General features: G+C 69.6%; 21 protein-coding genes. 9 read left to right on the forward strand and 12 right to left on the reverse strand.

Going from position 1 to position 25,038, the window contains the following annotated elements; translation table 11 throughout:
• Positions 1-25: 25 nt before the first annotated feature.
• The 10 genes from HL658_RS14535 to dctP all read right to left on the reverse strand — a co-directional run bounded on the left by HL658_RS14535 (position 26) and on the right by dctP (position 10,738).
• The gene (locus HL658_RS14535; protein WP_180282811.1) at positions 26-1,504 is read right to left on the reverse strand and encodes an aldehyde dehydrogenase family protein; all 1,479 of its coding nucleotides are present in this window, start codon (positions 1,502-1,504) and stop codon (positions 26-28) included.
• Positions 1,505-1,565: 61 nt separating this feature from the next.
• Positions 1,566-1,949, reverse strand: a complete 384-nt coding sequence (locus HL658_RS14540; protein WP_180282812.1) for a carboxymuconolactone decarboxylase family protein — start codon at positions 1,947-1,949, stop codon at positions 1,566-1,568.
• Between the two features lie 82 nt (positions 1,950-2,031).
• Positions 2,032-3,276 (reverse strand): ABC transporter substrate-binding protein, encoded by a 1,245-nt coding sequence (locus HL658_RS14545; protein WP_180282813.1) that lies wholly within the window; start codon positions 3,274-3,276, stop codon positions 2,032-2,034.
• 45 nt (positions 3,277-3,321) lie between these two features.
• Entirely contained in the window at positions 3,322-4,029 is a 708-nt protein-coding gene (locus tag HL658_RS14550; RefSeq protein WP_180282814.1) for an ABC transporter ATP-binding protein, read from the reverse strand.
• A complete protein-coding gene (locus tag HL658_RS14555) occupies positions 4,022-5,797 on the reverse strand; it encodes a branched-chain amino acid ABC transporter ATP-binding protein/permease (RefSeq protein ID WP_180282815.1) in 1,776 nt (591 codons plus the stop codon). Before HL658_RS14555 ends, HL658_RS14550 begins: the two co-directional genes overlap by 8 nt.
• Complete coding sequence (locus tag HL658_RS14560; protein WP_343055109.1) at positions 5,794-6,762, reverse strand: branched-chain amino acid ABC transporter permease; 969 nt, start codon at positions 6,760-6,762, stop codon at positions 5,794-5,796. The genes HL658_RS14555 and HL658_RS14560 overlap by 4 nt, the downstream gene beginning before the upstream one ends.
• Positions 6,763-6,856: 94 nt before the next feature.
• Complete coding sequence (locus HL658_RS14565; RefSeq protein WP_211109739.1) at positions 6,857-7,756, reverse strand: NAD(P)-dependent oxidoreductase; 900 nt, start codon at positions 7,754-7,756, stop codon at positions 6,857-6,859.
• Positions 7,757-7,841: 85 nt separating this feature from the next.
• Positions 7,842-8,624 (reverse strand): SDR family oxidoreductase, encoded by a 783-nt coding sequence (locus HL658_RS14570; protein ID WP_180282816.1) that lies wholly within the window; start codon positions 8,622-8,624, stop codon positions 7,842-7,844.
• Between the two features lie 242 nt (positions 8,625-8,866).
• The gene (locus HL658_RS14575) at positions 8,867-9,568 is read right to left on the reverse strand and encodes a GntR family transcriptional regulator (RefSeq protein ID WP_180282817.1); all 702 of its coding nucleotides are present in this window, start codon (positions 9,566-9,568) and stop codon (positions 8,867-8,869) included.
• A 114-nt stretch (positions 9,569-9,682) separates the two neighbouring features.
• A complete protein-coding gene (gene dctP, locus HL658_RS14580) occupies positions 9,683-10,738 on the reverse strand; it encodes a TRAP transporter substrate-binding protein DctP (RefSeq protein WP_211109740.1) in 1,056 nt (351 codons plus the stop codon).
• Between the two features lie 236 nt (positions 10,739-10,974).
• On the opposite strand from dctP, the gene HL658_RS14585 reads away from it, so the two are divergent.
• A complete protein-coding gene (locus HL658_RS14585; protein WP_180282818.1) occupies positions 10,975-13,032 on the forward strand; it encodes a TRAP transporter large permease in 2,058 nt (685 codons plus the stop codon).
• Between the two features lie 133 nt (positions 13,033-13,165).
• Positions 13,166-13,840 (forward strand): GntR family transcriptional regulator, encoded by a 675-nt coding sequence (locus HL658_RS14590; protein WP_180282819.1) that lies wholly within the window; start codon positions 13,166-13,168, stop codon positions 13,838-13,840.
• A 19-nt stretch (positions 13,841-13,859) separates the two neighbouring features.
• On the opposite strand, the gene HL658_RS38000 is transcribed toward HL658_RS14590, so the two are convergent.
• Complete coding sequence (locus HL658_RS38000) at positions 13,860-15,218, reverse strand: MmgE/PrpD family protein (protein ID WP_180282820.1); 1,359 nt, start codon at positions 15,216-15,218, stop codon at positions 13,860-13,862.
• Entirely contained in the window at positions 15,215-15,622 is a 408-nt protein-coding gene (locus HL658_RS14600; protein ID WP_196242228.1) for a (R)-mandelonitrile lyase, read from the reverse strand. Before HL658_RS14600 ends, HL658_RS38000 begins: the two co-directional genes overlap by 4 nt.
• A gap of 242 nt (positions 15,623-15,864) precedes the next feature.
• On the opposite strand from HL658_RS14600, the gene HL658_RS14605 reads away from it, so the two are divergent.
• The 7 genes from HL658_RS14605 to bktB all read left to right on the forward strand — a co-directional run bounded on the left by HL658_RS14605 (position 15,865) and on the right by bktB (position 25,000).
• Positions 15,865-16,344 (forward strand): MarR family winged helix-turn-helix transcriptional regulator, encoded by a 480-nt coding sequence (locus HL658_RS14605; RefSeq protein WP_180282821.1) that lies wholly within the window; start codon positions 15,865-15,867, stop codon positions 16,342-16,344.
• Between the two features lie 372 nt (positions 16,345-16,716).
• Entirely contained in the window at positions 16,717-17,745 is a 1,029-nt protein-coding gene (locus HL658_RS14610) for an ABC transporter substrate-binding protein (RefSeq protein ID WP_180282822.1), read from the forward strand.
• Between the two features lie 3 nt (positions 17,746-17,748).
• Complete coding sequence (locus tag HL658_RS38005; protein WP_180282823.1) at positions 17,749-18,810, forward strand: ATP-binding cassette domain-containing protein; 1,062 nt, start codon at positions 17,749-17,751, stop codon at positions 18,808-18,810.
• Complete coding sequence (locus tag HL658_RS14620; RefSeq protein ID WP_180282824.1) at positions 18,810-20,513, forward strand: ABC transporter permease; 1,704 nt, start codon at positions 18,810-18,812, stop codon at positions 20,511-20,513. Before HL658_RS38005 ends, HL658_RS14620 begins: the two co-directional genes overlap by 1 nt.
• Positions 20,514-20,524: 11 nt before the next feature.
• Complete coding sequence (locus tag HL658_RS14625; RefSeq protein ID WP_180282825.1) at positions 20,525-21,685, forward strand: CaiB/BaiF CoA transferase family protein; 1,161 nt, start codon at positions 20,525-20,527, stop codon at positions 21,683-21,685.
• Positions 21,679-23,772 carry a 3-hydroxyacyl-CoA dehydrogenase NAD-binding domain-containing protein gene (locus tag HL658_RS14630; protein ID WP_196242229.1) on the forward strand — a complete coding sequence of 698 codons (2,094 nt, stop codon included), beginning with the start codon at positions 21,679-21,681 and terminating at the stop codon, positions 23,770-23,772. Before HL658_RS14625 ends, HL658_RS14630 begins: the two co-directional genes overlap by 7 nt.
• A gap of 49 nt (positions 23,773-23,821) precedes the next feature.
• Positions 23,822-25,000, forward strand: coding sequence for a beta-ketothiolase BktB (gene bktB, locus HL658_RS14635; RefSeq protein ID WP_180282826.1), 1,179 nt, complete (start codon positions 23,822-23,824; stop codon positions 24,998-25,000).
• The last annotated feature ends 38 nt before the right edge of the window (positions 25,001-25,038 follow it).

Genomic DNA, 25,038 nt, shown 5'->3' on the forward strand with positions numbered 1-25,038 from the left:
ACGGCGCCCGCCCGGCGGGCGCCGTTCAGCGCATGACGAAGGGGTTCGGCACGTTGCCGCTGGTGTCGATCCACACGCTTTTCTCCTGCAGGTATTCACGGATCGCGGTCAGCCCGCTTTCCCGGCCGATCCCGGAGCGCTTGTAGCCGCCGAAGGGCGACATGTAGCTGACGGCCCGGTAGGTGTTGACCCACACGGTGCCGGCCTCCAGCCGCTGCGACATGGACAGCGCGCGGTTGATGCTCTGCGTCCACACGCCGGCGGCCAGCCCGAACATCGTCCCGTTGGCGATCTCCACCGCCTCGTCGTCGCTGTCGAAGCGGATGACGGAGAGGACGGGGCCGAACACCTCCTCCTGCGCGATGCGCATGTCGGGGCGCACGTCGGTGAAGATGGTGGGCTCCACGAACCAGCCGGAGCCGCACTCCGGCCGGCTGGCGGGTCCTCCGCCCAGCACGCAGCGGGCCCCCTCCTCCTTGGCGATGCGGATGTAGTCGAGCACCTTCTGGTACTGCGGCCGCGTGGTCACCGGGCCGACCTGCGTCGTCTCCTCCGCCGGGTCGCCCATCCGCGCGGTGCGGGCAAGGTCCAGAAGGCGCTCCATGAAGCGGTCGTAGACCGAGGCGTGGACCAGGGCGCGCGACCCGGCGATGCAGGTCTGGCCGGTCGCCGCGAAGATGCCGGAGACCACGCCCTTGACCGCGTCGTCGATCACCGCGTCCTCGAAGACGATGTTCGCCGACTTGCCGCCCAGCTCCAGCGTCACCGGCTTGATCGAGCGGGCGGCCAGCTCATAGACGCTCTGCCCGGTGCGGTCGCCGCCGGTGAAGGCGACCTTGGCGACCGCGGGATGCTCGACCAAGGCGCCGCCGATCTCGTTGCCGAAGCCGGTGACGATGTTGACGACGCCGGGCGGAAAGCCCGCCTTCTCGAACAGCCGCCCGAACTCCAGCGCCGACACGGAGGAGAACTCCGACGGCTTCCACACGATGGTGTTGCCCGCGGCCAGTGCCGGTGCAAGCTTCCAGGTCGCCAGCATCAGCGGCGAGTTCCAGGGCGTGATGGCGGCCACAACCCCCAGCGGCTCCTCGCGCGTGAAGTTGAAGACGCCGGGCTTGTCGATGGGGATGACGCGCCCCTCGATCTTGTCCGCCAGCCCGCCGAAGTAATGGAACCATTGCGGCACGTAGCGGAGCTGGCCGCGCATCTCGGTGATCAGCTTGCCGTTGTCCCGCGTCTCCAGCTCGGCCAGACGGTCGGCCTCCTCCGCGACCAGATCGGCGAAGCGGCGCAGCAGCAGGCCGCGGGCGCTGGCGCTCAGGCCACGCCACGCCGGCGACACGAAGGCCCGGCGGGCGGCCCGGACAGCGCGGTCCACGTCCTCCGGTGTCGCCCGCGGCACCCGTGCCCACGCGGCCCCGAGATAGGGATTCTCGGATTCGAAGGTGCCGCCCCCGGTCGCGTCGACCCACGCGCCATCGATCAGCATCTGGTAGTCGTTCACGGCTTCCCCTCCCCCTCGACCTTCCGCCGGCTGGCGCCGTCGCCGGCGCCAGCCGTCATGGTCACGCGGTCTTGTCGAATTCGGCGAAGACCTCGCGGGCGATGCGGAAGGAGTCGACGCCCGCGGGCACCCCGCAGTAGATGGCCACCTGCAGGAAAACCTCGCGGATCTCCTCCTTGGTGACGCCGTTCCTCAGGGCACCGGCGATGTGCATGCGCAGCTCGTGCGGCCGGTTCAGCGCGCTGATCATCGCGAGGTTCAGCATGCTGCGCGTCTTGCGCGGCAGCTCCTCGCGGCCCCACACATAGCCCCAGCAATATTCCGTGGTCAGTTCCTGCATCGGCCGGTTGAAATCGTCGGCGGAGGCAAAGGATTTTTCGACAAATTCCTTGCCCAGGACCGACTTGCGGATCTCCAGGCCACGGTCGAACACTTCGTTGCTCATATTGGTCTCCGGTTTTGGAACGATGCTTGGACGGTGGTGAACCATGTGTGGGGCGACCGGCGGCGAAGGCCGCAGAGCGCCGTCACTTCTTCGGCCAGAACGGCTCCGACAGGGCCAGTTCCGACGGGTAGACGGTGACCGGGGTGCCCTTCTGCCACTGGACGATGGTGAGGCCGGCGCCGACGCGACGCCCCTTGCCGTCGAACTGCATGCGGCCGCCGGGGAAATAGGCCGTCGGGCCGCCGGTCATGTCCATGGCGCGCAGGGTCTGGGCGACCGCCTCGCGGTCCGCCTTCCCGGCCTTTTCAAGCGCTTCCTTGATGATCCACATGTCGCCGTAGGTCGAGATGGCGTTCTGGGTCATCCAGGGTTCGTTGTAGCGGGACTTCAGCTCCGCCATCAGCGCCTCGTGCCCCTTGGAGCCCCAGTTGGCGACCACCGTCATGACCCCGTCGAGCAGCGCCGGGCTCATGGTCTTCAGCAGGTCGGGCTCGGCGATGGCGATGCCGAAGGAGATGGTGGGCACCCGCCCCTGCCCCAGCCCGAACTCGTTCATCTTCTCCAGCACCAGCTTGGCGTCGGAGATCACGGTGGGCAGGAAGAACAGCAGGTCGGGGCGGGCGGAGCGCACGCGCTGGACCAGCGGGGTGGCGTCGGCCAGCGGCGGGGTGAAGGTCTCGTCCACCACCAGCTCGATGCCCAGCTCCTTGAGCAGCCGTTCCTTCATCGGCTTGACCGAGGAGACCGACGCCGCGGTGTTGTCGGTGATGATGGCGACCGACTTCGGCCGCTTGCCCGACGCCTTCTCCGCCAGCTTGACGATCTCCGGCAGCGACTGCTCGGCCTGCGAGGCGGCGGTCGCGGAGGTCTGGAAGACGTACTTGAAGCCACGCTCGGTGATGAGGTCGGAGTAGGAGAGTGTGAGCACCGGCAGGTTCACGCGCTCGGTCACCTCGGTGACCGCCAGCGTGAAGGAGCTGAGATAGGCGGCACTGGCCGCCACCATGTCCTTCTCCTCGGCCACCATGCGCTGGGCGGCGTTCTTCGCCTTCTCCGTGCTGTCGCCGGAATCGATCGCCACCAGCTTCAGCTTGGCGCCGCCCAGCGCCTTGATGCCGCCCTGCGCGTTGATGTGGTCGACCGCCATCTCCGCACCCATCCGCATGACCTGGCCGGGGCGGGCGTAGATGCCGGACATCGGCACCAGCAGCCCGACCTTCACCTCGGCCGGCTGCTGCGCCAACACCGGCGGCGCGGTGAGGCCCATGGCGATGGTGCCCGCCAGCAGGAGCCCGCTCAACCCCAACCCTGTCTTCCGTGGTCCCATGGTCGTTTCCTCCTTGTTCTTCGGTTCGTTGCAGCGTCCGCGGCCTCACATGCCGAGGTAGGCCTGCCGGACCCGGTCGTCGGCGCGCAGTTCCTGGTTGTCGCCCTCCAGCACCACGCGCCCGGCCTCCAGCACGTAGCTGTGGTCGGCGGATTCCAGCGCCTCCGCCACGCGCTGCTCGACCAGCAGGATGGTCAGCCGCGACTGGCGGCGGATCTCGATGAGGCGCTCGAAGATGAAGTCGGCGATGGCCGGCGCCAGCCCCATGGAGGGTTCGTCCAGCATCAGCAGCTTCGGGGCCGACGCGAGGCCGCGGCCGATGGCGACCATCTGCTGCTCGCCGCCGGACAGCGTGCCGGCCGGCTGGCCGCGCCGTTCGCCCAGCACCGGAAACCATTCCAGAATGCGTTCCAGCGTCTCCGCCCAGGCGATGCGCCCCGCCTCGGTGTAGGCGCCCATCTCCAGGTTCTCCATCACGGTGAGCGACGGGAAGACCTGCCGGCCCTCGGGGACGTGGGCGATGCCCAGGTGGGGCCGCCGGTGGGCCGGCACCGCCAGCAGGTCCACCCCGCCGAAGGTGATGGCCCCCGCCATCGGCGCCACCGTCCCGGAGATGGTCTTGAACAGCGTCGTCTTGCCGGCCCCGTTGGGACCGACGATGGCGACGAAGCGCCCCTCCTCGACCTCGATCGAGACGTCGTGCAGGACCGGGACGCCGGAATAGCCGGCGCTGAGCTGGGCGATCCTAAGCATGGGCGGTCCATTTCTTGCCGAGATACGCCTCGATGACGCGCTCGTTGCGGGTGATGGAATCCGGGGTCCCCTCGGTCAGCACCGCGCCGTGGTCCAGCACGACGAAGCGGTCGACCAGCCGGACCATGGCCTGCATCGTGTGTTCGATGATCACGATGGTCATCGCCTCGTCGGCCAGCCGGCGGACCACCTCGATCACGTCGCCGACGTCGGCGTGGCCCAGCCCCGCCAGCGTCTCGTCGAGCAGCAGGATCTCCGGCTTGCCGGCGAGCGCGCGGGCCAGTTCCATCAGGCGGAGCTGCTTGGTGGTCAGCCCCCCCGCAACCCGGTCGGCGACGTCGGAAAGGCCGACACGCGCGATGGCGTCCGCCGCCAGCCGCCGCGCCTCCCCGTCGGTGGCCGCGCGGACGTAGGCGCCGATCACCACGTTCTCCGCCACGGTCATGCGGGCGAAGGGCCGCATCACCTGGAAGGTCCGGCCGATGCCGGCCCGGCACAACACGTGCGGCTTGCGGCCGGCCATATCGGCGCCGTGCACCAGGACCCGCCCGGCGTCGGGCGTCAGGAAGCCGTTCAGCAGGTTGAACAGCGTCGTCTTGCCCGCCCCGTTGGGGCCGATGATCCCCAGGATTTCGCCGCGCCGCACCTCGAAGCCGACGTCGCGCACGGCCCGCAGCCCGCCGAAGGACTTGGACACGCCGCGGACCTCCAGCACGACCGCGGTATCGGGCGGCGGGCGGCGCACCGGCAGGCGCTGGACGGTGCCGTCCACGGGGACCGGCGGCGCGGCGGCCGTACGCGCCGCGGCATCGGCCTTGGCGCGGCGGCCGAAGCGGTCGCGGAGCTTCCAGTAGATGCCCTCCGGTGCCACAAGGATGACCGCGACGATGGCGATGCCGTAGACGACTCCCTGGATGCCGGGCAGCATGCCGCCGAGTTCGGCGTGCAGGGTTTCGCTCACCGGGATCAGGATCGTGGCGCCGATGATCGGACCCCAGACGGTGCCCACCCCGCCGAACATCGCCACCGTCAGCGCCTGCGCCGACACCAGCATGCCGAACACCGCGGCCGGCGTGACCACCAGCAGGATCACCGCGTAGAAGCCGCCGACGGCACCGGCGATGGCGCCGCTCAGCGTGATCGCCCGCAGCTTCCACGCCAGCGTGTCGATCCCGGCCGCCTCCGCCGCGGCCTCGTTCTGCTTGATGGCGAGCAGCGCCATGCCGAAGCGCGTGCGCTCCACCCAGCGCGTCACCGCGATGATGACGATCAGCAGGCCCAGCGCCAGCCACGCGTACACCCGGCCGTCGCGGAATTGCATGTAGGCGGCCGGTGCCTCGCGCTCCATCGGCACCGACACCTCCTGCAGGCCCAGCCATTCGAAGACGTAGAGCAGCGCCAGCGGGTAGGCGAGCATGGCCAGCGCGAAGTAATGGCCGCGCAGGCGGAAGGTCGGCAGCCCGACCAGCAGCCCCGCCGCCGCGCCCAGCACCCCCGACAGCGGGATGCCGATCCAGGGCGTCAGCCCGAGATGCACGTGGGCGAGCACCGTGCCGTAGGCGCCGAGCCCGAAGAAGGCCGCGTGCCCGAAGGAGACGAGGCCGGTGTAACCGCTCAGCAGGTTCCAGGACAGGCCGAGGCAGGCCCACACCAGGACCAGCGTCAGCATGAGCTGGTGGTAGGAGTTGTCGAGCAGCGTCGCGACCAGGCCGAAGACGGCGGCGATGGCGAGGACCGGGGCGAGGGAGCGGAGGACGGGCATGGTCATGTCCTCTCCACCACGCGGCCGAAGAAGCCCTGCGGGCGCAGGAACACGATCAGCAGGAAAATCACGAAGATCGCCGTGTTCTGGAGCTGCGTCGGCAGGATCAGCGTGGACATCTGCTGGACGACGCCGATGGTCATGCCGCCCCAGAAGGCGCCAAGGATGCTGCCCATGCCGCCCATGACGACGCCGGCGTACATGACGATCACGTATTCCAGCCCGACATAGGGATGGAACGGGTAGTTGGTGGCGAGCAGCGCGCCGGCGACGGCGGTGATGGCGGTGCCGAGCGCGAAGGCGACGCGGTGCGAGCGCTGCACGTCGATGCCCATGTAGGTCGCCGCCTCCGGGTTGTCGGCCGAGGCGCGCAGCGCCTTGCCGAGCCGCGAGGAGGCGATCAGGCGGGCAAGCAGCAGGATGGTCGCGACGGAGACCAGCGCCGCGATGCCGCGGGCCTTGTTGACGAAGACCGACACGTAATCGTCCCACAGCGGCCCGACCTCCCAGGCGGAGACGGACAGCGGCGTCTGCACCGACACCGGGTAGGAGCCGAAGACGATCATCGCGCCGTTCTGCAGGATGAGCGCCGTGCCGAGGGTGAGGATGAGCTGCGCGTAGTGGCCGTCGCCGTCGAGCCCGGCGGTGCGCGTGCCGGTCACCCGCGAGACCAGCGCCCAGTGGACGCCGTAGCCGACGGCGAACAGCAGCGGGGCGGCCAGCAGTGCCGCGACGTACGGGCCGATCGTGCTGCCGAACAGGGCCTGTACGCCGAACAGGGCGAAGGCGTAATAGGCCGCGTACATGCCGAGCATCATGAAATCGCCCTGGGCGAAGTTGATGACGCGCATGACGCCGAAGATCAGGGCGAGGCCGACGCACATCAGGCCATAGATCGCCCCGATGAGCAGGCCGGCCGCCAGCGACTGGAGGATGTTCTCCAGCATGATCAGGCCGGTCACGACGGCCACCGGCGGGTGTCCTTGTCCATAAATCCTCCCTGTGCCGCCGGGCGTGTATCCCGCCCGTTCGTATGTCTGGCGCCCCGGACGGGGTGCCGTGTCGTCAGCCGCGGATCTCGACCCCGGCCCACGCCTCCACCACCTTCGCGATGTGGGTGAAGTCGGAGTCGGCTCCGAAGGTCGCGTTGGTCACCGCCAGCATCTGCCGCACGGCCGAACCCGCCACCATCGGGACGCCCATCGCCTCCGCCTCGTCCACGCAGAGGCGGACGTCCTTGTAGGAAAGCCCGGTGGCGAAGCCGAAATCGAAGGTCCGCGTCAGGATGGCGCGCGGAAACTTGTCCTGCGTGGCGCTGTTGCGGCCGCTGCCGGCGTTGATGATGTCGATCAGCACCTTGGGATCGATCCCGGCTTTCACACCCATGACCACGGCTTCCGACGACACCACCAGGGCGGCGGCGGCCAGCAGGTTGTTGGCGAGCTTCGCCACCTGCGCCAGCCCGGCCTTTTCGCCCGTGTAGAACGGCCGCCCGAAGATTCGCAGCAGCGGCTCGACCGCCTCGTAGCTGTCCTTGGGGCCGGAGACGATCACCGCCAGCGTGCCGGCGGTCGCCCCGGCGATACCGCCGCTGACGGGGGAATCGATCCAGGCGATGCCGCGTTCGGACAGCGCGGCGGCAACGGCGGTCGCGGTGCTCGGGCCGGTGGTCGACAGGTCGATCACCGTGCGCACGGCACCGCCCTCCGCGATCCCGCCGGGGCCGAGCACCACCGAACGCACCACGTCGGGGGTCGGCAGGCTGATGAAGACCACCGCGGCGGCGGCGGCCACCTCCGCCGGAGATGAGGCGCGTCGCGCCCCGCGCGCCAGCAGCGGCTCCATCGCCGGGCCATTGGTGTCGAACACCGTCAGCGTGTGGCCGGCATCGATCAGGCGCGACGCCATCGGCCCGCCCATGCGGCCGACGCCGACGAAGCCGAGATGCTGGGAATCCATGGACATGCCGTTCGCCCTCTTCCTCCGTACGGGGCCGGTTCATTGATGACCGGCCCGCCTTGTTGTCGTGTGCGCGCGTGCCAGTGGCCGTTCAGGCCACGCTCCAGCCGCGGTCCACCGGCAGCGTCGCGCCGGAAATGTCCCGGCCGCCGGGGCCGCACAGGAACGAGACCAGCGACGCGACGGTCTCCATCCCGATGAAGCGTCCGCCCGGCTGCCGGTCCCGCAGATAGGCGCGGGTGGCCTCCTCGCTGGAAATCCCCTCCGTCGCGGCGAGGCCGGCGATGCGGTCCAGGATGGCCGGGGTCGGCAACGTCCCCGGACACACCGCGTTGCAGGTGATGTCCGCGTCCGCCGTCTCCAGCGCCACCGCCCGCGTCAGGCCGAGAAGTGCGGTCTTGGTGGTGACGTAATCCACCCGGTTCACCGCGCCGATCTGCCCGTAGATCGACGACACGTTGACGATCCGCCCCCAACCCCGCGCCCGCATGCCCGGCAGTGCCAGCCGGATGGCGTGGAAGGCGGCGGAGAGGTTGACGGCAAGGGCAAGGTCCCAGCGGTCGACCGGAAAGGCCTCGACCGGGGCGAAATGCCGGACCACCGCATTGTTCACGAGGATTCCGACGCCGCCGAAGGATTCCTCCGCCACCCCCATTAGACCGGTGATGGCGTCGGGATCGGCGAGATCGGCGGTGTGGAGCAGCGCGTCCACGCCGAACTCCTCCCGCATGCGCCGCTGCGCCTCTTCCGCCTCGGCGGTGCGGTCGATCCCCGTCAGGACGATGTTCCAACCGTCCTGGGCCAACCGCATGGCGATCGCCAGTCCGAGGCCGCCCGTCGAGCCCGTGACCATGGCGCATGTCTTTGGACGCATGTTGCTGTTTCCCAGCTTGCGGGCCGGTGGCCCCGCATCGGCGGCGCATGGAGCGGTCCGCCGCGACAGATTGTCATACGATCATACTGTCATTCAATATTCGCGACTGTCAAGATGCTCAGTGTGGCCAACCGTTTTGAGGTGAGCTCACGGAAAGCACCGGGCGGGACGCACGGCCCCGCCACCCCGGAGGCTCGGCCGGGGCGTCAGGCTCGATGGACGGATCGGGTCCGGCGGAGCGGCTATTCGGCCGCCCGAAGCTCCTGGCGCAGCAGGGCGATGGCCGCCGCCGCGGCTTTGCGGACGTGGCGGGCCGCCGCCTCGCGGGCGCCGGGGCCGTCCTGGGCGAGCAGCCGTTCCAGCAGCTCGGACAGTTCGGCCACGCTCTCCTTGGTGCGTCCGGGCGCCTGCATCGAGGTCGCCCGGAGCACGGTGACGCGCGAGTTGAGGAGTCGCAGCGTCATGCCCAGCGCCTCGTTGCCGGCCCCGTCGATGAGGCAGGCGTAGAAGGCGTTCTTGGCGTCGAGCCGGGTGATCGGGTCACCGTCCGTGAACGCCTCCTTCACCCGCCCGAAGGCCTGGACGAGTGCTGCCCGCTGGCTCTCCGTCGCCTTCTCGGCGAAGAGCTGGCAGGCGAGCCCTTCCAGCTCCACCCGGACCTGGTAGATGCCCTCCGCCTGTTCCGGCGAGATGCGGGCGACGATCGGGCCGCGGTGCGGAAGCACCTCGATGAGCCCTTCCGACTCCAGCTGGCGCAACGCCTCCCGCACCAACGTGCGGCTGACCCCGGTCATTTCGCACAGATCCCGCTCGGGCAGCCGTTGCCCCGCCTTGAACCGGCCGACCGTCAGCGCGTTGCGGATGCTGTCCGTAACGCTGTGACGGAGTGGAGCCGCGATCCGCCGCACTCGGAAATTCGCTTCGTTCAACGGATCGTTTGCCATCGCCCACGGGCTCCCACGCACTCTGTCCGCACCGGACCACATTTGAGACAACAGTATATCAGACGGCTGGCCCGTGATACGCGACACGCCGGCCCGGGCGTTAACCCCCGGCGGTCAGCGTTCCAGGTCCTTGCCCAGCACCTCGCGGATGCGCTGGACATAGGCTTGGCCGTCGAAGCCCACCTCCTTGGCGCGCTTGTACCAGGAGTCGTAGACCGGCGTGATGTATTTGGGATCGAAGATGCGGTTGCGCTCCTCCCGCGGGGCCACCCAGAACTTCACGCCCTGCGCCTCCATCTCGGCCATCGCCTTGCGGACGTAGGCGTAATAGCCGTAGACGGCGTCCTTCTGCAGGGCCTGCATCTCGGCCCGGATGGCGTCGCGGAGATCGGGCGGGATGCGGTTCCATTCGTCCTTGTTGACGAGGATGGCCCAGCCGTTGATCGGCCCGAGCGCCCAATTCTGGACGTTCTTGGCCAGCCGCCAGTATTCCTGCCCGTGGCCGTAGCACAGGGAGGTGAAGAGACCGTCGATCACCCCGCGCTCGAGCGCCGGCACGATCTCGGTCAGGGGCAGCGGCACCGGCTTGGCGCCCAGCGCGTTCATCAGTTCGGCGGTCTGCGGGTTGTGGACGCGCAGGCGCTTGTTCTTGAAGTCCTCCAGCTTGCGAATGGGTTCCTTGGAATAGAGCTGCTGGGTGCACCACGCGCCTTCGGCCAGGACGATGCTGTTGTACTTCTCCTCCCAGATCTTCGCCACGTCGCCGCACCAGAAGGCGTTGCAGACGAAGGTGTACTGCGTGAAGTCCTCGATCAGCCCCGGCAGGTTGAAGATGCCCATGCGCGGCTCGTCCGCCGCCAGATAGGTGTGCAGCGTCGACGCCATCGGGATGCGGCCGTCGCGCACGGCGGCGGCGAGCTGCGGGCCGGGCACCAGGCTGTCGCTGGTGATGATCTTCACCCGCCCGTTGGTCGCGCGGGCGATCCGCTCCGGCACCGAGTTGGTGATGATGGAATAGGCGTCGGCCGGGGCCGGGATCATCGCCAGCGTCAGATCGATGGTCTGGGCCCGCGCGGCCGGAACCGCCGACAGCGCCAGCATGGCGGCCAGCGCGGCTGTGGCGACCCGGCAGTGGCCGGTCAGTCGTGCAAGCGTCGAAGTTGGACGCATCCTCCCCTCCTTTTTTTCCGTTCAGCGGTTGATTGCGGCGTTCGCCAGCCCTGGGCCGGCCGCACAGGGCCGGCGGTCGGTCATCGCGTCATTCCGTATGCCGATCATACAATATGATGAGCATATTGCAAGGCGATCCAGCGGTGTGATAGTGCTTCACCCAACAAAGCGCCGCGCACCGCGATGCGGCTGCCAGAATCAGGCCCCGATTCAGGGACAAGGGGGGGGAGCACGACATGGAGGCGGTCATACAGCCGACCCAGTCCGCCGCGGCGGACGCCCGGCGGTTCGCGTTCGTCAGCATCATCGACGGCCTGACCATGGCGTTGGGTGGGCTTGCCGGCGTCGCCCTGCTGGCGATTACCGGCATCGTCTGTTTCGAGATCGTCTCCCGCTATGTGTTCAACGAACCGACCTACTGGGTCACCGAGATCTCCACCTACCTGCTGGTGGGGATGACCTTCCTGGGTCTTGCGGTGGCGCAGAAGGACGGCAGCCACATCAGGGTCGAACTGCTGTCCAACGCCTTGCCCGAGCGGTTGCGGCAGGGAATGGACGTGGTGGCACAATGGATCGGCCTCGTCTTCGTTCTCTTCGCCGCGTGGCAGATGGCCGTGTTCAACGTGCGCGAATTCGTCTTCGACACCCGCGACTGGGGCCTCCTCGCCACCCCGCAGTGGATCCCGCAGACCCCGGTCACCATCGGTCTTATCGCCTTCGCCCTCGCCATTCTGGCCGACCTCCAGAGGGACCGGCCGGCGGTCGGGCGGGCGGGGCGGTGGCTGCTTCCGGCCTTGTGCGCGGCGCTCCTTGCCGTGCTGCTGCTGCTGGGAACCCGCATGGCACCGATTCGCGGCACGCCGTTCGACTGGGGGACCGTGGCGATCGCCGCGTGGGTGATGACCGCGGCGCTGGTGACGAGCGGCCCGGCGGTGGCGCTGGCGTTCGCCGGCGTGCTTGCCGGGATCGGCGCCGCCTTCTGGCTGGCGCACGGCCAGCCGCTGGCGCAGGTCGGCATCCTGCTGGCCGTCACCGTGGTGTTCCTGCTGCTGATCGGGGTGCGGATCGCGCTGGCGCTGGGGCTGACCGGGCTGTTCGGGCTGCTCTTCCTGCTGCCCCTGCCGCAGCTGTCGCTGCTGGCCGAACGCTCCTGGAGCGGGGTCAACACCTTCACCCTGACGGCCGTGCCCATGTTCGTGCTGATGGGGGCGCTGTTGTGGCGCAGCGGCGTGACAACGGACATGTTCGACAGCCTCGTCCGCTGGTTCGGCCGGACCCCCGGCGGGCTGGCCCACGCCAGCGTCGGCGCGGCAACCGTCTTCGCCGCGGTGTCGGGCTCCAGCCTCGCCACCGCGGCGACGCTGGGCAGCGTCGCCTGCCCGGAGATGATCCGCCGCGGCTACAGCACGCGGCTCACCTACGGTGTCGCCGCCGCCGGTGCGACGCTGGGCGTGCTGATCCCGCCGAGCATCCCGCTGATCATCTACGGCACGGCGGTGGGGGCGCCGGTGAACCTGCTGTTCATCGCCGGGATCATCCCCGGACTCCTGCTGGCGGCCTGCTTCATGGGCGGGGTGCTGGGCTGGTCCACCCTGGTGCCGGGGGCGGCCCCGCGCGGCGACAGCTATTCCTGGGCCGCCAAACTGGCGGCGTTCGCGGGCATGCTTCCCTTCCTCAGCGTCATCACGGTGGTGCTGGGGTCGCTCTACGCCGGCATCGCCACCCCGTCGGAGGCGGCGGGGGTCGGTGCGGCCTTCGCCTTCGTGCTGTGCGTTCTGCGGCGGAAGGTCGGTGTGGCGATGCTGGTCGAGACGGCGATCGACACGGTGAAGGTCACCTCCTTCCTGCTCATCATCGTCGTCGGTGCGGCCATCCTCAGCTGGGTCTTCGACTATCTCCGCCTGCCGCGCACGCTGGTGGATCTGGTGAAGTCGGCCGAGCTGGCGCCGTGGCTGGTGATGACGGTGATCACCCTGCTCTACATCGTGCTGGGGATGTTCATCGATTCGATCTCGATGATGCTGATGACGCTGCCCGTCACCTTCCCCATCGTCAAGGCGCTGGGCTTCGACCCGATCTGGTTCGGCATCTACCTCGTGCTGATGATCGAGATCGGGCTGATCACGCCGCCGGTGGGCATCGTGCTGTTCGTGCTGCGGGGCATGAGCCGCGGGGTGGCGCTGAAGGAGATCGTCTTGGGCGTTCTGCCCTTCGTGGGGATCATGCTGGCTTTCGTCGCGCTGATCTACCTGGTGCCGTCCATCGTGACCTGGCTGCCGGGGCAGATGCAGTGACCGGATTCGGGGCGATCGGGCAAGGGGTTCCTCCCGCCACGGCTGTGTGGTAACCGGGCGTGGCCGGCGGCCGGCATTGCCGCGCCACCGGACCGCGCCACCCTTATGTCGATCCCCTACGCCGATGGACCGCATGCCGCCCGACCCGACCGCCAGACCGCTGACGCTCCGCAGCCAGGTGGAGGAGTTCCTGCGCCGGTCGATCATGACCGGCCGCTTCGCCATGGGCGAGCGGCTGGTCGAACGCGAGCTGTGCGAGATGCTGGGCGTCAGCCGTCCGTCGGTCCGCGAGGCGCTGCGGGCGCTGGAAGCGGAGAAGCTGGTCACCATCATCCCCAACAAGGGACCGATCGTCACCCTGCTGACCCGCGAGGAGGCCGGCGATCTCTACGCGCTCCGCGCCCTTCTGGAAGGCTACGCCACCCGCGAGTTCACGCGGCTTGCCGGTGACGAGGAGGTGGAACGGCTGGGCGGGGCCGTCCGGGCGCTGCACGAGGAGGCGGCCAGCGGCGACCGCAACCGCCTGCTGGCCGCCAAGGCGCGCTTCTACGACATCATCTTCGACGGCTGTGGCAACCGGCTGGTGAAGGAGTTCCTGTCGTCGCTCTTCACGCGGATCAACCTGCTGAGGGCGACGTCCTTCTCGCGGCCGGAGCGGCTTCCCGTCAGCCTGCGCGAGATCGACGGCCTCTACGAACGCATCCGCAGCCGCGACCTGGACGGCGCGCAGAAGGCCGCGGAGGAGCATATCCTGAACGCGCGCGCGGCGGCGCTGCCGGTGCTGGACGAGCGCCGCTCGGCCCCGTGACGGAGCGGCGCCCTCCCCGTCAGGTTTCCGCCGGACGGGTGAACGCCATCAGCGCGCCGGGGTCGGGCGATCGGTCGAGCGACCACACGGCGTCGATCAGCGGCGCCGGGTCCAGGCCGGGACAGCCATGGGCGGCGAGCCGTCGCAGCTTGTCCTCGATCTCCCCATCGGCCAGTGGGCGCATGGGCGTGCCGCGCCCGTGCGGGACATCGGACGCCAGCCGGGAGCCATCCTCCAGCGTGACCACCACGCGCGCGGCCTCGACCGGGAAGGTCGGATCCTCGACCACCGCGACCTTGGCGCGCAGCGCCTGCACCCGCGGGTCGGCCACCGCGGCGTCGGAGAACTCGTCGATCCCCGCCGCCCCGAAGATCAGGGACGCGGCGACGGCGTGCTGCGCGCTCACCTGCGCCTCGCGTCCTGTCGTCACGGCGGGCCGGTCGGCCCGCTCGCGCAGCAGCGGATGGCCATGCACGGTGATCGCGGCCACCCGCCCGGGCACCAGATCCGGATCGTCCCGCAGCGCCAGACAGGCGTCGATCACCGGGTTGAGCACCACCCCGCACGGGTAGGGCTTGTGCGTGTTCCGCCGGAGTTCCCAGCGGCCGCCCAACCCGCCGGTGATGGCGGCGAGGTCCGGCGCGTCCGCGGTGACGGGGAGGAAACCCCGCGGTCCCTCCAGCGGCCGCTCCGGCCCGGAATAGCCGCGTTCGGCCAGCAGGGCCGCCAGGAGACCGCCGCGTGCCGCGTTGCCGACGCCGATGCTCTTCGACATCGTGCCCAGCGTCTCCACCAGACCACCTGCCTGGGCCGAGGCGTTGCCCAGCGCCCACAGCGTACGGCGCTCGTCGAGGCCGAGGATGCGGCCAACGGCGGTGGCGGCGCCGAACACCCCGCAGGTCGCGGTGATGTGCCAGCCGCGCCGGTAGTGTCCGGGCGACACCGCGTTGCCGATCCGGCACTCCACCTCGACACCGAGGATGAAGGCGTGCAGCAGGTCCGCACCGGCGACCCGCCGACCCTCCGCCAGGGCGAACAACGCCGGCGCCACCGGCGCCGTCGGGTGGATGATGGTCGGGTGGTGGGTGTCGTCGAAGTCGTGGAGGTTGGCGGCCGCGGCGTTGAGGAAGGCGGCGGTCAGCGGGTCGAACCGTTCCCGCCGCCCGATCACCGTGGCGGTCGCCGGGCCGGACAGGCCCGCCAGGACCTCGATGGCGATGCCGGTCGCCGGGTCGCGGCTGCCGGCGAAGGCGGTGGCGAAGATGTTGAGCAACGACCGCTTGGCCTCGTGCCGGACATCCTCGGGCACATCCTCCCAACGCGAGCCGACCACGAAGTGGGCGAGTGCGGCGCTCGCCGCCACCACCGCGGCGGTCACGACGGCTCCACGGCGTACTGCTCGTCGGTGACATGCTCCAGCCACTCGACCACCACGCCGTCCTGCCCCTCCTGCATGGAGATGTGCGACATGCGGGTCTCGGGACCGGCGCCGTGCCAGTGCTTCACGCCCGGCGGAATCCAGATCACGTCGCCGGCGCGGATCGCGCGCACCGGCCCGTCCCATTCCTGGATCCGGCCGCAACCGACGGTGACGTACAGGGTCTGCCCCATGGGGTGCGTGTGCCAGGCCGTGCGCGCGCCCGGCTCGAAGGTGACGAGATTGGACTTCAGCAGGGCCGGGGCCGGCGCGTCGATGATGGGTTCCTGCCAGACCACGCCGGTGAAGGCGCTGGCCGGCGCACGCCGCGAGGGCACGGAGCCACAGGGTCGGATGTCGATCATGGGACTGTCTCCTGTCCGCAATGGCGGGAGGAGAGGAGACCATGGCGCCCGAGGATCTGTCAAACCGATTGTATGATGGTCTGACGATATGGTCCGTCGCCGTTGCCGATCGCTGACCGGCGATCCGGGGCTGTGGCGCCCCGACCGGAAAGCCCTCCCCTCGCCGGTGCATCGCGACTATGCTGCCGCGGAACCATCCTTCAATCCGGCAGAGTCAACCCGATCAAGTTTCAGGTTTTGGCATGAATGACCCGAAATCGGTCAAGGACCTACTCACCACCCGCCTGCTCATTCTATCCAACACCCTGTCCCTGTACAGCAGCCGTTACTACCGGCAGCAGTTCGGGGTGACGATGCCGGAATGGCGCGTCATGTCGATCCTTGCGTCGCGGGACGGAGCGACGGCCCGCGACATCAGCCGTGCCCTGGCCACGGACAAGGCGTGGGTCGGTCTCTCGGTCAAGTGTCTCGCCGACCGCGGATTCCTGACCCGGTCCTCCGACACCAGGGACACGCGGCGCGTCCGCCTCAGCCTGACGGAACAGGGCCGGGAGATGCATGACGCGATCATGGCCGTCGCCCGGCGGCGGCAGGAGAGGTTGCTGGCGACCCTGCCCGAGGGAAGCGTCGATGTGTTGAACCTCTGCCTCGACCGGCTTCAGGCCGAAGCCGAGGCCATGCTGAAGGAACTGGATCCGTCCTGCTCCGACACGCCCTCGTAGAGGGGGGGCGGGCGCGCGGGACCATCGTCGCCCACCGCGCCGATCCTTCACAAGACATCATGAACCTGGATCGCCCTGGTGCCCGCCGGCCTCACGGGAGCCTCGGTGCCGGGAGGGTGCGCCCGCATGCGTGGCCCGCCCGCCGAACTGTACGCGTCTGAAACCATCCGCAATGACACGCATCGCCGCTTGACCGCAGACCTGTCCCGGCGATATGGTAGTGATCACTACCGTTTTGGCGGCGGTGCGGCCAGGTGGCCCGATGGTCGGGCGCCCGGTGGCACGGATGGCCGCTGCGGCAGCGTCCATCCTGCCGACCCGTTTTCCAGACAAGACGTCCCCGAAGTGGCTCACCCAAAGGGAGGAAAAGACATGATTCACAGACGTGCCGTGCTTGGCGGAGCGCTCGCCGCGGGCGCCGCGACGCTTTTGCCATCGTTGCCATGGGCGGCGGACTGGTCCGCCACCGTGGCGGCGGCCCGCAAGGAGAAGCGGGCGGTTTTCTACTCCTCCGGCATCGCCAGGGTCGAGGAGCCGGTGATCGCCCGGTTCAGCAAGGAGTCAGGCATCGCCGTCGAGTATGCACGCCCCGGCGGCGGAGAGATCGTCATCCGCAAGTACGAGCAGGAGCTGACGGGCGGTGCCGCCACCGCCGACGTCTGTCTGCTGAGCGAATACGCGCTCGGCCTCTACGCCCGGGACAGGGGGTGGGCGGCGACGCCCGATCTTCCAAACGTCGCGAAGCTCGGCAAGGCCTTCGCCATGACGGACGCCGGCGTCTACCCGACCGGCGGGCTGGCGCTCGTGATCGCCGTCAACAGCACCATGATCCCGGCGGGCCAGGGACCACGCACCTACGCCGACCTCGTCGATCCCCGCTACAAGGGGCAGATCCTGTTCGGCGCGCCGGAGAACGCCGGATCGACCACCCTGCTGATCAAGGCGCTGGTCGAACAGCACGGCTGGGATTTCGTGAAGGCGCTGCGGGCCAACGAGGTCGGCGAGATGCGGCTGCAGGCCGAAGCGATGCAGGCGGTGGCGCGGGGCGAAAAGCCGATCTGCGTCCTGTCGCAGGGCTGGGGCTATCTGTACCGGCAACAGAACGCCCCCATCCGGATGATCTTCCCGGCGGACGGCACGGTCATGGCGCGCTACTGCCTGTTCGTGTCCTCAAAATCGCCCCAGCCCGCCGCCGCGGCGGTTCTGGCGAACCACATGCTGTCGGCCGAGTTCCAGACGACGATCGCCGACCAGATGGGGACCTACGGGTCGAACACCGAGGCGCTCCCGCCCAAGGGACTGCCCTTCGTGGCCGACCTGAAACTCTACGAACCCGACCTGGTCGAGCTGACCGCCAAGCGCGGAGAGATCATCGAGACCTGGCGCAAGATCATGAGCTGACCCGTGTCGAGAGTCGAAGTCATTGAACTCGCCAAGACCTATGGGTCCGTGCGGGCGGTCCACGACGTGTCGTTCGTCGTCCCGGAGGGCGAGATAACCACCATGCTCGGGCCGTCCGGCTGCGGCAAGACGACGACCCTGCGCTGCATCGCCGGCCTTGAGACGGCGACGTCGGGCAGGATCGTGATCGGCTCGCGGACCGTCTTCGAGGACGGCCGCGACCGTGTGCCGGTGGAAGCGCGCAACCTCGGCATGGTGTTCCAGTCCTACGCGATCTGGCCGCACATGACGATCGCGCGGAACGTCGCCTATGGCCTGAAGATGCGGCGGCGCTCCCGCGACGAGATCGACCGGCGGGTCCGTGCCGCGCTGGCGCTGGTGCGGCTCTCCGACTATGGCGAGCGGTTCCCCGGCCAGCTTTCCGGCGGACAGATGCAGCGCGTCGTGCTCGCACGCGCGCTCGCCTACGATCCGGAACTTCTTCTACTGGACGAGCCGCTCGCCAACCTCGACGCGCATCTGCGCGAGGAGATGAGACAGGAACTGAAGCGCATCCAGCGCGAGACGGGTATGACGATGATCGCGGTCACGCATGACCAGTCGGAGGCACTGGCGCTGTCCGATCAGATCATGGTCATGTCGCACGGGCACGCCGTTCAGCGCGGGCGGCCGGAGGAGGTCTTCCGCAACCCGCGGACGGCCGAGGTCGCGCGTTTCCTCGGTGCCACCAACCGGTTGGCGGTGCGGCGGGTCGATGGCCGGCTGTTGATCGACGGTCTGGGCTCCTTGTCCGACCATCCCGGCACCGTCGACGGCGTCGGTGCGATGCAGCTCCTGTTCCGTCCCTCCGACGTGGTCCTGCGGCCGGCCGGGGCGACGGAGGGGTGGCCGGGCGAGGTCGTCTTCACCCAGTATCTCGGGCGCGAGGTCCAATATCTGATCCGCTGCGGCGGACATGACATCACCGCCTATGTTCCCAGCCATGGTGGCGTCTTCGCCGAAGGCGCACCGGTCATGGTACAGGTGGCCCCCGGCGCGTACTTCGTCTTCCCGGAGGGCGCCTGATGGTGGCAATTCCGGCCCCGGCCGATGCGACATCCCGCCTTCCGCGGCAACTCGGGCTTTGCATCCTTTTCGGCGCGACCGCCGCGGTTCTTCTGGTTCTCACCGTCTACCCGATGATCTGGCTTCTGATCGGAAGCCTGCATGGAAAGAGCGGCTACGGGTTCTCGCACTTCCTGGAGCTGCGCGAGAAGTTCGCCTTCACCAGCATCCTGGTCAACTCCTGGGTCTTCGCCGTCGGCTCGGCCGGGCTGGCGCTGCTGGTCGGCATCACCCTGGCGGTTCTGGTGTCGCGCACCGACGTGCCGTTCAAGCGGCTGGCGCGGATGACGGCCATCCTCGCCTTCGTCTCGCCGCCCTGGCTCACGGCGATGGCGTACGTCTACATCGCCAGCCCGAACGCCGGCTTCGCGAACCTGCTGCTCGACCAGCTCTTCGGGGTGAAGCCGTTCAACATCCAGTCGATGGGCGGGATGATCTTCGTCACCGCGCTCTTCCTCTATTCCTTCGTCTTCCTGACGGTGGAGGCCGCGCTGGCGTCGGTGGACGGCAGCTTCGAGGAGGCGGCGCGGGTGTCCGGCGCCCGGCCGTTCACGGTGGTCCGCACGGTGACCCTGCCGCTGGTGGCACCCGCGGTGGTGTCCGCCGCCGCCTTCTCGGTGATCATCGCCTGGGGGCTGTTCGCGGTGCCGGCGATCCTTGGCATGCCCGCCCGCATCTATGTCTTCTCGACCCAGCTCTACCTGTTCCTCAACGCCTTTCCGCCACGGCTCGAACTGGCCGCGGCGATGGGCGTCATCTTCGTGGCGACGGCGCTCGTCGTGGGGCTGCTGGTCCGTCTCGCCCGCCGGCAGCGCGGCCGAAGCTTCGCGGTGCTGGCGGGCAAGGGGATGAAGGCCGCCGCCATGCCGCTCGGCCGCTGGCGGCCGGCCTGGGCGGCCTTCGTGGTGCTGGTGACGGTGGTTGCGGTCGCCGGACCCTATGTCGTCGTGCTGTGGATGTCGCTGAACGCCCAGTCCTTCGGCGGATTCAGCTTCGCCAGCCTGTCGTTTGCGAATTTCCACTACGTGATCTTCGAGTACTTCGCGTTCTGGCGGATCACCGGCAACAGCCTGACGATCGCGGCGATGGAGGTTGCCATCGTCCTTCTGGTCGCCACGCTCGTCAGCTACTTCGTGCGCCGGACCAATCTGCCCGGCCGCACCCTGTTGCAGGGTGCGGCGATGTACACGATCCTGGTTCCCTCGGTCGCCTTCCTGACCGCGGTGATGTGGGCGTGGATCGGCTCCGCCGCGGGGCTCTACGGCGGGCTGCTGCTGATCGCCATGACCCAGGCGGCGCGCTCCCTGCCGATCGCCACGCGCAACATCGGTGACGGCTTCGGCCAGATCGACCGCTCGCTTGAAGAGGCCGCGAGCATCTGCGGGGCCGGACGGGCGCGGATCGCCGCGACGGTGACGCTGCCGCTGCTGCGCCCGGTGCTGTTCGCGACTTTCACCCTGGTCGCCTTGTCGGCCTTGCGGGACTTGAACACCCCGCTGTTCCTGGGCGGAGGGTCCACCCGTTCGATGACCCTGCCCGTCCTGATCTTCCAACTCTGGTCGGAAACCCGCACGGGCGAGGCGGCGGCGCTCACCATCGTGCTGCTGCTGATCACCCTCGCCCTCTTTCTTCCGCTCTCGCGGGCCTTCCGGCGCATCCACTGAGGAGTAACGACATGCAGCCACTCGAGGGGGTTCGAGTGCTCGACCTGACGCATGTGCTGGCCGGCCCCTGCGCCACGCATCATCTGCGCTGTCTCGGCGCCGAGGTCATCAAGGTCGAACGGCCGGTCATCGGCGACGCCATGCGCGAGCTGGCCCTGCGGCCCGAGCTGGGCGGCCTTCCCGCGGGATTCCGCGCGCTCAACGCGGGCAAGAAGTCGGTTGTGCTGGATCTGGCCAGCACCGCCGGACGTGAGGCGTTGCTGGAGCTGGCGAGGAGCGCCGACATCTTCGTGGAGAATTTCCGTCCCGGCGCGGCGCGGCGTCTTGGACTCGGGCCGGAGGACATCCGCGCCGTACGGCCGCAGATCATCTACTGCTCGATTTCCGGCTGGGGACAGGCGGGTCCCAACAGCGCACGCGGCGCCTACGACCACGTCATCCAGGCCGCCACCGGCATGATGTCGCTGCAGGGGGCGACCGACACGCCGATGAAGGTCGGCTTTCCGGTCGTGGACATCGCGACCGGCATCAGCGCGGCGGAGGCGATCCTGGCCGCCGCGGTCCGGCGGCTGCGCGGGGACACCGCGCCGATCACGCTGGACGTGTCGATGATCGATTCCGCCCTGGCGCTCATGTCCGGACCGGTCACCGCGACGCTGGACACCGGCCGGGCGCCGGCACGTGTCGGCAACCGCGGCTTTGTCGGCAGTCCGGGAGCGGACACCTTCGCGACGGCGGACGGGCACATCTCGGTCGCCGCCAACACGAAGGGACAGTTCGTCACCCTGTGCCGGCTGCTCGGCCGGCCGGAGCTGGCGGCTCCCCCGCACGTTCCGGAGGAGATCGCCGCCGACGCCTTCCTGTTCGGCTTCGCGACCGACCCACTACGGGACGCCCTCGCCGATGCCTTCGCCTCCGCCGACGCCGGGACGCTGGAGCGGCGGCTCAACGCGGAAGGCGTCCCATCGGCGCGGGTCCGCGACCTGCACGAGTATTTGTCGGAGGTCTACAGCCAGACGCCCGGGATCGGCATCGACGGAGAACCGCTGGCCCTTGGACCGGCCTTCCGCGATGGCGGCGACCGCATCACGCTGCCAATAGCGCCGCCGCTGGGGGCGGACACCGCCGGGCTCCTGTCGGGCGCGGACGCGACGAGGATCCAGCCATGGTGACCGTCAAGCGCACCGATCGGGACGGTGTCGCCATCCTCATGATCGACAACCCGCCGGTCAACGCCCTGTCGTGCCGCACCGGCGTCGTGGACGGGATCGCCGGTGCCCTGCGCGCCTGCGCGTCGGACGCCGCCGTCGTGGCGATCGTCCTGTGCGGAAGCGGCCGCTGCTTCTCGGCCGGCGCCGACATCGCCGATTTCGGCGACGACCCGCGGAGCGATGTCGCGCCGGTCCGCGCGCTCATGGCGCTGCTCGACGACATCGGCAAGCCGGTGGTCGCGGCGATGCACGGCATGGCGTTCGGTGGCGGCCTCGAACTCGCGCTCGCCTGCCACGCCCGCGTGTGTGCGGACTCCACGCAACTGGCGCTCCCGGAGGTGACGCTCGGCCTGCTGCCGGGCGCCGGGGGCACGCAGCGCCTGCCCCGGCTCGCCGGGCCGGAAGCGGCGCTCGACATCATGCTCTCCGGCCGCCGCATGTCGGCGACGGAGGCGCTGCGGCTCGGCATCATCGACCGCGTTTCGGATGGCGACCTTCTCACGGCGGCGACGGCACTGGGGCGGGAAATTGCCGGCCAGCCGGCACCGCTTCCCCGCGTCCGCGACCGGTCCATTGCTGGGTCGCTGGATGTCGCCGCAGCCCGTTCGGCCGCCGCGAAGCGGCGCGGCCTGGGCGACGCGCCCCGGCTGATCGTGGAGTGCGTCGAGGCGGCCCTCGGCCTGCCGTTCGACGAGGGCCTGGCATTCGAGCACGGCGCGTTCGACCGGCTGATGGTGTCGGAGGCGGCCCGCGGTCTCCGCCACGCCTTCCTGGCGGAGCGCAAGGCGCCCTCGGTGCCGGGTCTGCCGGTGCCGCGACCGGCTGGCCGCTGGTCCACCGCCGCCGTGGTCGGGGCCGGAACCATGGGCACCGGCATCGCGACGGTCCTGCTGGAGGCCGGGTTCCGGGTGAGTCTCGTGGACAGCAGCGCCGAGGCGCTGTCCCGCGCGTCGGCCACGGTGGAGCGCGCGATCGGGCTGGCCGTCGAGAAGGGCCGTTGCACGGCCGCGGAAGCCGCGGCACGCAGCGAACGCCTGCGGTGTGTCGCCGATCTGGACGCCGCGGCCGGCGCCGACCTGTTCATCGAGGCGGCGTTCGAGGACCTGGAGGTCAAGCGCCGCATCTTCGAGCGGATCGACCGGATCGCCGGCCCCGACGCGATGCTCGCCACCAACACCTCGACCCTCGACGTCGATCGGATCGCCGACGCCACCGGCCGGCCGGAGTCCGTGATCGGCCTGCATTTCTTCAGCCCGGCCCCCGTGATGAAACTGCTGGAGGTGATCCGCGGTCCGCGCACCGCGCCGCAGGTGGTCGCCGACGCGCTGGCGCTCGCCCGGCGGATCGGCAAGACCGGCGTCGTATCCGGCGTTTGCGACGGCTTCATCGGCAACCGCATCTTCGAGGAATACCTGCGTCAGGCCTATTTCCTGCTGGAGGAAGGGGCGTTGCCGGCGCAGATCGACGGCGCGATGGAGCGCTGGGGCTTTGCCATGGGCCCGCTGCGCGTCATGGATCTCGCGGGCCAGGACATCGGCTGGAACATCCGCAAACGCCGCGCGGTCGAACAGCCGGACCGCCCCTACTCGCGGATCCCGGACCTTCTCTGCGAGAGGGGCCGTTTCGGGCAGAAGACCGGCGCCGGCTACTACCTCTATCCGCCGGGCAGCCGGCGGGGCGAGCCGGATCCGGAGATCGACGCGATGATCGTCCAGCACTCCGCCACGCTGGGCATCGCCCGGCGGGACATCGCGGACGAGGAGATCGTCGAGCGCTGCCTCTTCGCGATGGTCAACGAGGGTGCCCGGATTCTGGAGGAGGGGATCGCTGCCCGCCCGCTGGACATCGATGTCGTCTACCTCAACGGTTACGGATTTCCCCGTTTCCGTGGCGGCCCGATGTTCCACGCCGACCGCCTCGGCCTGCCGACGGTGCTCGACCGCATCGGGACATTCGCCCGCGGCTACCAGGGCTGGGCCTGGGAGCCGTCGCCGCTGCTCGCCCGCCTTGCCGGCGATGGCGCCGGCTTCGCCACGCTGAACGGGTGAGCGGACCATCGGACCGCCCGCATCGCCACCAACCGTGAAGGACACAGGGATGCAAGACGTTTTCATCGTTGCCGCGGTGCGGACCGCCGTGGGCGGTTTCGGCGGAACGCTGCGCGACGTTCCGCCTGCGCAGCTCGGGAGCATCGTCACCGCCGAGGTGGTCCGCCGGAGCGGCGTCGATCCGGGGGCGGTCGGGCATGTGGTGTTCGGGCAGGTCGTCCCGACCGAGCCGCGCGACGCCTATCTGGCGCGGGTCGTCGGCATCGAGGCGGGCCTTGGGCACGACACGCCGGCGCTGACGGTGAACCGGCTCTGCGGGTCCGGTCTCCAGGCGATCCTGTCCGCGGCGCAGATGCTGGCGCTGGGCGACGCCGAGCTGGCCGTGGCCGGCGGTGCGGAGAGCATGAGCCGTACGCCCTTCCAGTCCCCGGCGACCCGCTGGGGTGCCCGCTTCGGCGACACCGCACTCACCGACGTGCTGCACGGCGTGCTCTCCGACCCCTTCCACCGCATCCTGATGGGCGTCACGGCCGAGAACGTCGCGGAACGCTACCGGATCAGCCGGGAGACGCAGGACGCCTATGCCCTGGAAAGCCATCGCCGGGCGGAGCGCGCCTGGGACGAGGACCGGTTCAAGGACCAGATCGTGCCGGTACCGGTCCGCCAGAAACGGCAGTCCGTCGCCTTCGAACGGGACGAACACATCCGGCGCGGCGCCACCGCCGAGGATTTCAGCAAGCTGTCGGCGGTCTTCAAGGAGGGGGGATCGGTGACCGCCGGCAACGCGTCCGGCATGAACGACGGGGCCGCCGCGGTCATGCTGGCCACCGCCGACGCGGTGCGTCGGCATGGCCTGGTTCCCATGGCCCGGCTCGTCGCCTACGCTTTCGCCGGGGTGGATCCGGCCTACATGGGCATGGGGCCGGTGCCGGCCACCGCCGCCGCCATGACGCGGGCCGGCCTGCGCGTCGCCGACATGGACGTGATTGAGGCCAACGAGGCGTTCGCCGCGCAGGCCTGCGCCGTCGCGCAGGAGCTCGGTTTCGATCCGGAACGGGTCAACCCGAACGGCAGCGGCATTTCGATCGGCCACCCGGTCGGCGCCACCGGCGCCATCAACACGGTGAAGCTCGTTCACGAGTTGCGGCGAACCGGCGGCCGCTACGGGCTGTCCACCCTGTGCATCGGGGGTGGACAGGGGATCGCGGCGATCGTCGAGCGGCTGTAGAGCCAAGCGTCCGGACACCGCCATCGGACCAACCGTGC

This window comes from Azospirillum oleiclasticum, assembly GCF_013423485.1.
In the GTDB taxonomy this organism is placed as follows: Bacteria; Pseudomonadota; Alphaproteobacteria; order Azospirillales; family Azospirillaceae; genus Azospirillum; species Azospirillum oleiclasticum.